Annotated in this window: 6 protein-coding genes, 2 tRNA genes and 1 pseudogene; 6 read left to right on the top strand and 3 right to left on the bottom strand. The window is 68.4% G+C overall.

The window, feature by feature from the left end; genetic code table 11:
• Positions 1-441 precede the first annotated feature (441 nt).
• The 4 genes from ACTMTJ_RS26600 (at position 442) to ACTMTJ_RS26615 (ending at position 2,811) form a co-directional block, all read left to right on the top strand.
• Positions 442-699, top strand: coding sequence for a DNA-binding protein (locus tag ACTMTJ_RS26600; protein WP_441220548.1), 258 nt, complete (start codon positions 442-444; stop codon positions 697-699).
• Between the two features lie 106 nt (positions 700-805).
• Complete coding sequence (locus tag ACTMTJ_RS26605; RefSeq protein ID WP_441220549.1) at positions 806-1,336, top strand: hypothetical protein; 531 nt, start codon at positions 806-808, stop codon at positions 1,334-1,336.
• Entirely contained in the window at positions 1,333-1,929 is a 597-nt protein-coding gene (locus tag ACTMTJ_RS26610; RefSeq protein ID WP_441220551.1) for an Arm DNA-binding domain-containing protein, read from the top strand. The genes ACTMTJ_RS26605 and ACTMTJ_RS26610 overlap by 4 nt, the downstream gene beginning before the upstream one ends.
• A gap of 102 nt (positions 1,930-2,031) precedes the next feature.
• A complete protein-coding gene (locus ACTMTJ_RS26615) occupies positions 2,032-2,811 on the top strand; it encodes a tyrosine-type recombinase/integrase (protein WP_441220553.1) in 780 nt (259 codons plus the stop codon).
• 92 nt (positions 2,812-2,903) lie between these two features.
• Here ACTMTJ_RS26615 and ACTMTJ_RS26620 read toward each other — a convergent pair.
• Together ACTMTJ_RS26620 and ACTMTJ_RS26625 are read right to left on the bottom strand one after the other, a co-directional pair.
• A tRNA-Ile gene (locus tag ACTMTJ_RS26620) sits at positions 2,904-2,977 on the bottom strand.
• Positions 2,978-3,084: 107 nt separating this feature from the next.
• Positions 3,085-3,157: transfer RNA gene (locus ACTMTJ_RS26625), tRNA-Asn, on the bottom strand.
• A gap of 197 nt (positions 3,158-3,354) precedes the next feature.
• Here ACTMTJ_RS26625 and ACTMTJ_RS26630 point away from each other — a divergent pair.
• A complete protein-coding gene (locus tag ACTMTJ_RS26630) occupies positions 3,355-3,657 on the top strand; it encodes a hypothetical protein (RefSeq protein ID WP_441220555.1) in 303 nt (100 codons plus the stop codon).
• Positions 3,658-3,753: 96 nt separating this feature from the next.
• Here the strand turns inward: ACTMTJ_RS26630 and ACTMTJ_RS26635 are convergent, their stop codons facing one another.
• A complete protein-coding gene (locus ACTMTJ_RS26635; RefSeq protein ID WP_441220557.1) occupies positions 3,754-4,761 on the bottom strand; it encodes a sugar phosphate isomerase/epimerase family protein in 1,008 nt (335 codons plus the stop codon).
• 510 nt (positions 4,762-5,271) lie between these two features.
• Between ACTMTJ_RS26635 and ACTMTJ_RS26640 the strand changes: the two are divergent.
• Positions 5,272-6,000: pseudogene (locus tag ACTMTJ_RS26640) on the top strand (hypothetical protein); the annotation flags it as partial.

Here is a 6,000-nt window from a genome sequence, read left to right on the forward strand (position 1 = left end):
GAAGCGACCAGAAGTGGAGGTCGCGCCCCGGCGTCCTGACGCTGGTAGCGAGGGTAGCGGCGGGCGTGGGCGTTAGGTCGGATGTCGTGTCGTCAACACGCTGGCGCAGGTGTTGTCTGTCGTCACCAGGCGCGGGGTAGAGCTTCTGCAGCCCCCGTAGCGCTGCCGGTAGCCCGTAGCGCTCCTGCTCGGACGCCCAGCCAGTTCGACCGGACGAGCCGGCACGGACGTGCCAACTTTTCCGGCGCCTACTAACGGCTCGTAGCGGGCCACACCAACACGTGTCAGCGCATCCGCTACCGGCTGCCACTGGTCGCGACGCCGCTAACCCTTGCGCGTCATCCTCGACGTCAAGGGCCGGGACCGAGCTGCGCCTTGGCTGGGCACAGCGTCAGCACCGAGCGCGGGGATCGGCCAGGCAGTGACGAGCAGGAGGCAGCCGTGAGCAAGCGAGTACCGACTCCCGACGAGATCCGGGCCTGGCCCGTAACGGTGGACGTCCCGACCGCCGGTCGCGCGTTCGGCGTCGGCCGCGACGAGGCTTACCGCCTTGCCCGCGAAGGCCGCTTCCCGGTCCCGGTGCTGCACCTTGGACGGTACCTACGCGTCACGCGCGCTGCTGTGCTGAACGCGCTCGGCATCACCGACCAGGTGACGACAGGAGCCGTCGGCTCACACGAACAGCCGCGGTATCCATAGTGGACAAGGGGAACGCCGGTAGTATTTGCCAGAGCGATAGATTGTGCTCATGGTTTGTCATCACTTACGCTATATTCAGCCCACAACGATGACAAGAGGACCATGTATGGCCCGCCAGCTCGGCGCGATTTCACAAATTCACACCGACTCCGACGGGCACCAATGGCACCTGACCGTGCACTGGGCGGACATAGACGGCACGGCAACCCCGGTCGGCCTGGACCTGCGCGCGTTCACCAGCGACGGCCGAGCACGTGTACAGCCGACCGGCGGCGTGCTGACCGCCGCCGTCCTCCGCTCGTTGCGGGTCGCGGAGATCGTCGAGGCGACCCGGCGCGAAGGCGCGTGGACCGCACCGACCGTCAAGAGGACCACCGCGGCGCGCCGGAGCAGCGTCAAAACACCGCCGAAGCGGCCGGGCCGCCCAGCAGAGCGGGGTGACGACTTCGTAGCGACGGTCGCCGCCCTCTATCACGAAGCGAAGGCACAAGGAGGTGAGCCAGCTCGCAAGCCGTGGCCGTACGTCACCGGCCAACTCAAGGCCCGAGGCTTCGGCGACGTCACCGACGGCCAGTTGAGGAACTGGTCACGCAGGGCCAAGAAACTTAACCTGCTACCCGCGAAGGAGAGGAAGTGAACCGAAGATCGCCGAAGTACGGCAAGGGCGTGTTCCAGCGCTGCGACGCCGGCTGCCCGCCGCAGGGCAAGGTCTGCAAGACCCACTCCTGGGCGTACCACGTCGAGCTGTCCGCCGGCCCCAACGGCAAACGCCGACAATGGACCAAGGGCGGCTTTTCCAGCGCCAAGGCCGCCGTAGAGGCCCGTGCCGAGATCCTCGCCGCTGACCAGGCCGGCACCCTGCCCACCGACGGCAAGCAGACCGTCGGGGCATGGCTCACCGACTGGCTGGACGGCAAGGTCGGCGCAGAAGCGATCCGGCCAACCACCGAGGTCGGCTATCGCGGTCACGTCGACAACTACCTGATCCCTTACCTCGGCCATCTGCGCCTGATCGATCTACGCCCACAGCATGTCACCAGGATGCTCATCGACATCCGGAGCGAGCACGACGAGCGCATCGCCGAGGCGAAGGAGACCAACGAGCGGCTCCAGGCCGAAGCCGACGCGGTAAACGGCGAAGGAGACCAACGAGCGGCTCCAGGCCGAAGCCGACGCGGTAAACGGCGAAGGAGACCAACGAGCGGCTCCAGGCCGAAGCCGACGCGGTAAACGGCGAAGGAGACCAACGAGCGGCTCCAGGCCGAAGCCGACGCGGTAAACGCCGAACGGGCCGCGGCGGGCAAGCGTCCGGTAAAGGCCCGGCGGGTTCCGGTGCCGCGGCCGTTCAGCCCGGTCACGGCCCAGCGTGTGCGGGCGACGCTGCGTAGCGCGCTCAACGCCGCGCTACGAGCGGGCGAGGTGTCCCGCAACGTCGCGGCCCTCGCCGACGTCGCTCGAGGCGCCCGCCCACGGGTGAAGGTCTGGGAGCCGGAGCAGCTCGGCGAGTTCCTCGATGCCATCGCAGCCGACGGTGAGCGGCTGTATCCGATGCTGCACCTGGCGGCGTTCGCCGGGCTGCGGCGGGGTGAACTCTGCGGGCTGCGCTGGTGCGACGTCGACCTGGACGCCTGCGTTGTCGACGTGGCCTGGCAGCGGACCGCCGCCCGGCACAAGGTGGTGGAGTCCAGGCCGAAAACGGACGGGTCGGAGTCGATGGTCGACATCGACGAAGGCACGGCCGAGGTCCTCCGGGTGTGGCGAAAGCAGCAGCTCGAAGAGCGGCTCGCCTGGGGGCCGGCCTGGCAGGACACCGGGCTCGTCTTCACCCGCGAGGACGGCTCCGGCCAGCACCCGGACTTCGTCACCTACCGGTTCGAGAAGCTCGTCGCCCGTCACGGACTGCCCAAGATCTCATTGCACAAGCTGCGCCACCTCGCGGCCAGCCTCCAGCTCGCCGCCGGCGTCGACATCGCGATCGTCAGCAAGCGTCTCCGGCACAGCTCAATCAAGATCACGAACGACACCTACGGCCACCTCATCGGCACGGTAGGCCGGGACGCCGCAGAAGCGGCGGCAGCGCTCGTCCCACTGAAGACGCGGAAGAGCGCGTAGCAGAGCAAGATCCCTAGCATTTCCCTAGCAATCCAGGTCCCGAGCAGATCAACTGGATCACCAGGCCGGACATAATCCCAGGTCAGTACTTGTGGGGCGGGCGGGACTCGAACCCGCGACCGAGGGATTATGAGTCCCCTGCTCTAACCTGCTGAGCTACCGCCCCCTGCTGGCGCGGGGATCGTATCCCGCAGGCGGTGCTAGCGGCCACTGACCCGCCGGCTGGGGAAGGCCGCGGCCGAACCGGACGAGCGGGCCCATTGGAAGCGTGAGCTCCCCCATTTGGACTCGAACCAAAAACCTGCCGGTTAACAGCCGGCTGCTCTGCCAATTGAGCTATGGGGGATCGAGCTGGCATCGGATCGCTCCGGCGCCGCGCGACTGCACAAGAGTACAGGACGGTGTGGGGCGTGGGGCTACAGGGTTACCCGGGACACGCCAGTGCCAAATCGGGACATTCTGCCGCTCGGGGCCCAAGGGTGCATGGACGCGAGGCAGGATGGGTACGTACCCCGTGTAGAAGACCACTGGGAAGGAGCCGCTATGCGCGGAAAGCTGTGGTTCATCGGCGGGCTGGCTGCGGGCTTCGTCCTGGGTGCCCGCGCCGGCCGGGAGAAGTACGAGGAGCTGGTCCTCAACGCCCGTAAGGTGTGGGACCACCCCACGGTGCAGGAGGCCGCCGGCGTCGCGCAGGCGCAGGCCAACCGCCTCTACGAGGAGGGCAAGGACCGCTTGGCCCACACCCGGGTCGGCGAGAAGCTCACCGGGCACACGGACGACGCGCTGACGGCGTCGACCACCTCCACCGGATCCGCGAGCGCGAATCGCAACAACAGCACCATCTGACCCGTCGGGTCGGATCGCGAACAGCAACCATGTGACCCCGCACAGAAGGATGGGCCCGGCCGCGGTGGCCGGGCCCATCCGTGTACCCGACGAGGGTCAGTCTTTGCTCGAGAAGGCCGCGTCGAACGCTGCCTGGGGTGCGTCGAAGGCCAGGCGGCGCACGAACTGGAGCGCCTCGGGCGCGCCGACGAGCCGGTCCATGCCGGCGTCTTCCCACTCGATGGAGATCGGGCCGTCGTAGCCGATCGCGTTGAGCGCGCGGAAGCAGTCTTCCCACGGCACGTCGCCGTGGCCGGTGGAGACGAAGTCCCAGCCGCGGCGCATGTCGGCCCAGGGCAGGTGGGAGGAGAGGCGGCCGCGGCGGCCGTCGCCCGTGCGGACCTTCGCGTCCTTGCAGTCGACGTGGTAGATGCGGTCGGCGAAGTCGAAGATGAAGTTGACCGGGTCGAGCTCCTGCCACACGAAGTGCGACGGGTCCCAGTTGAGCCCGAAGGCGGGGCGGTGACCGATCGCCTCGAGCGTGCGCTTGGTGGTCCAGTAGTCGTACGCGATCTCGCTGGGGTGCACCTCGTGTGCGAAGCGGACGCCCTCCTCGTCGAAGACGTCGAGGATCGGGTTCCACCGGTTGGCGAAGTCTTCGTATCCCTTTTCGATCATCGAGGGCGGCACCGGCGGGAACATGGCCAGGGTGTGCCAGATCGACGAGCCGGTGAAGCCGACGACGGTGCGGACGCCCAGCTTGGCCGCCGCGCGAGCCGTGTCGGCAAGCTCCGCTGCCGCCCGCTGCCGCACACCCTCTGGCGAGCCGTCGCCCCAGATGCGGGCGGGCAGGATGCCCTGGTGGCGCTCGTCGATGGGGTGGTCGCAGACCGCCTGCCCGACGAGGTGGTTGGAGATCGCGAAGACCTGGAGGTTGTACTTGGCGAGCGTCTCGCGCTTGCGCTCGACGTACCCGTCTTCGTTTACCGCCTTGTCCACTTCGAAGTGGTCGCCCCAGCAGGCGATCTCCAGGCCGTCGTAGCCCCAGTCGGAGGCCAGCCGGCACATCTCCTCGAATGGCAGATCGGCCCACTGGCCGGTGAACAGCGTGATCGGTCGGGCCATGTCCCTCTCCTGTAAGAGCGATGGACGGCGCGAGGAGACCGGTCCGGTGCATGCAGCGGCGCGGCCCCGGACGGCGGGTGGCGGTGGACTCCGGGCGGGTTGCGCCTCCCGCCCGGACGCACACCCACGCCCGGTCAACGCCAGCCCCAACTCTAGGCTGCCCACCGCCCCACGAAAAGCCCGCCGGCGTCAGCGCCCGTGCCGCTGCCGCTCCGTCTCGCATCACCCGACGGTGCGAAGGTAGTGACGGTGAGCGGCACGCAGGGTATCGTCGCGCGGGACGCCGGCGCGGTGCGTACTCCCGAAAAGCTGGCGCGTGTCCTCGACCCCCAGGCATCGGCCGAACGGATGATCTGAGCGGTTGAATGGTGATTCCATAAATCGTCGTTAAGGAATCGCCGCGTAGCTTTAAATCATCATTTGCAGCTTGGCGGAAGCTCAATGCTGACTCATATGGTGGCTGCACTCAGCGAACGAGAGCCGCGCTCGGCTTCCAGAAAAAGGTGCACCATGTACAGGTCGGCACGACGGCAAAAGGGTCTCCTGTCCACGCGCAGAAACCGGATCATCGCGATCATCGGCACCCTCGCCGTCTTCGGCGGCGTCATCGCGGTCACCCAGGTGTCCAACGCGGGGAGCAACCGCGATCGCAACCGTCCCGCGGCGGCCCAGTGCCGACCCGCTCCGAACGGCACCGCGCCCGCCGGGCAGCAGAACGTCACCGAAAGCCGGCAGAACGGCCGCACGGTCCGCAACTACTGGGGTGACGGCCAGGCCTGCACCACCCAGGTGAGCAGCACGCCGACGATCTCCTGTCCCACCGTCGCCGACCGCCTACCGGAGGTGCCGGCGCGGGCCCGCGAGGAGGTGGACCGCAACCTCGCCCAGCTGGAGACGCAGATCGCCGAAGCCAACCGGCGGCTTGCCTCGAGCGCCGGCCAGGGCGGTCCGAACTTCGTGCAGAACGCCATCCTCGGCCCGCTGGCCGACAAGCGCCGCGCGGCGCTCGACCGGATCACCATCGCGATCGACCGGGCCGGGCCGCGGCCGCAAGGGCTTCAGGCATTGGCCACCTGCACCGTCAGCAACGGCAACGGCGGCGGCGGTAACAACCCCGGCGCGCCCAACCAGCCCGCCACCAGCGCGCCGCCGTCGGCGCCCCCGCCGCTGGACTTCGGTCCGGACGAGTGCTCCGAGGGCAACGACCTCCAGCTGCACGACGGCTTCCAGAACGGCAAC

It is taken from the genome of Phytohabitans sp. LJ34 (assembly GCF_052068095.1).
GTDB lineage: Bacteria > Actinomycetota > Actinomycetes > Mycobacteriales > Micromonosporaceae > Phytohabitans.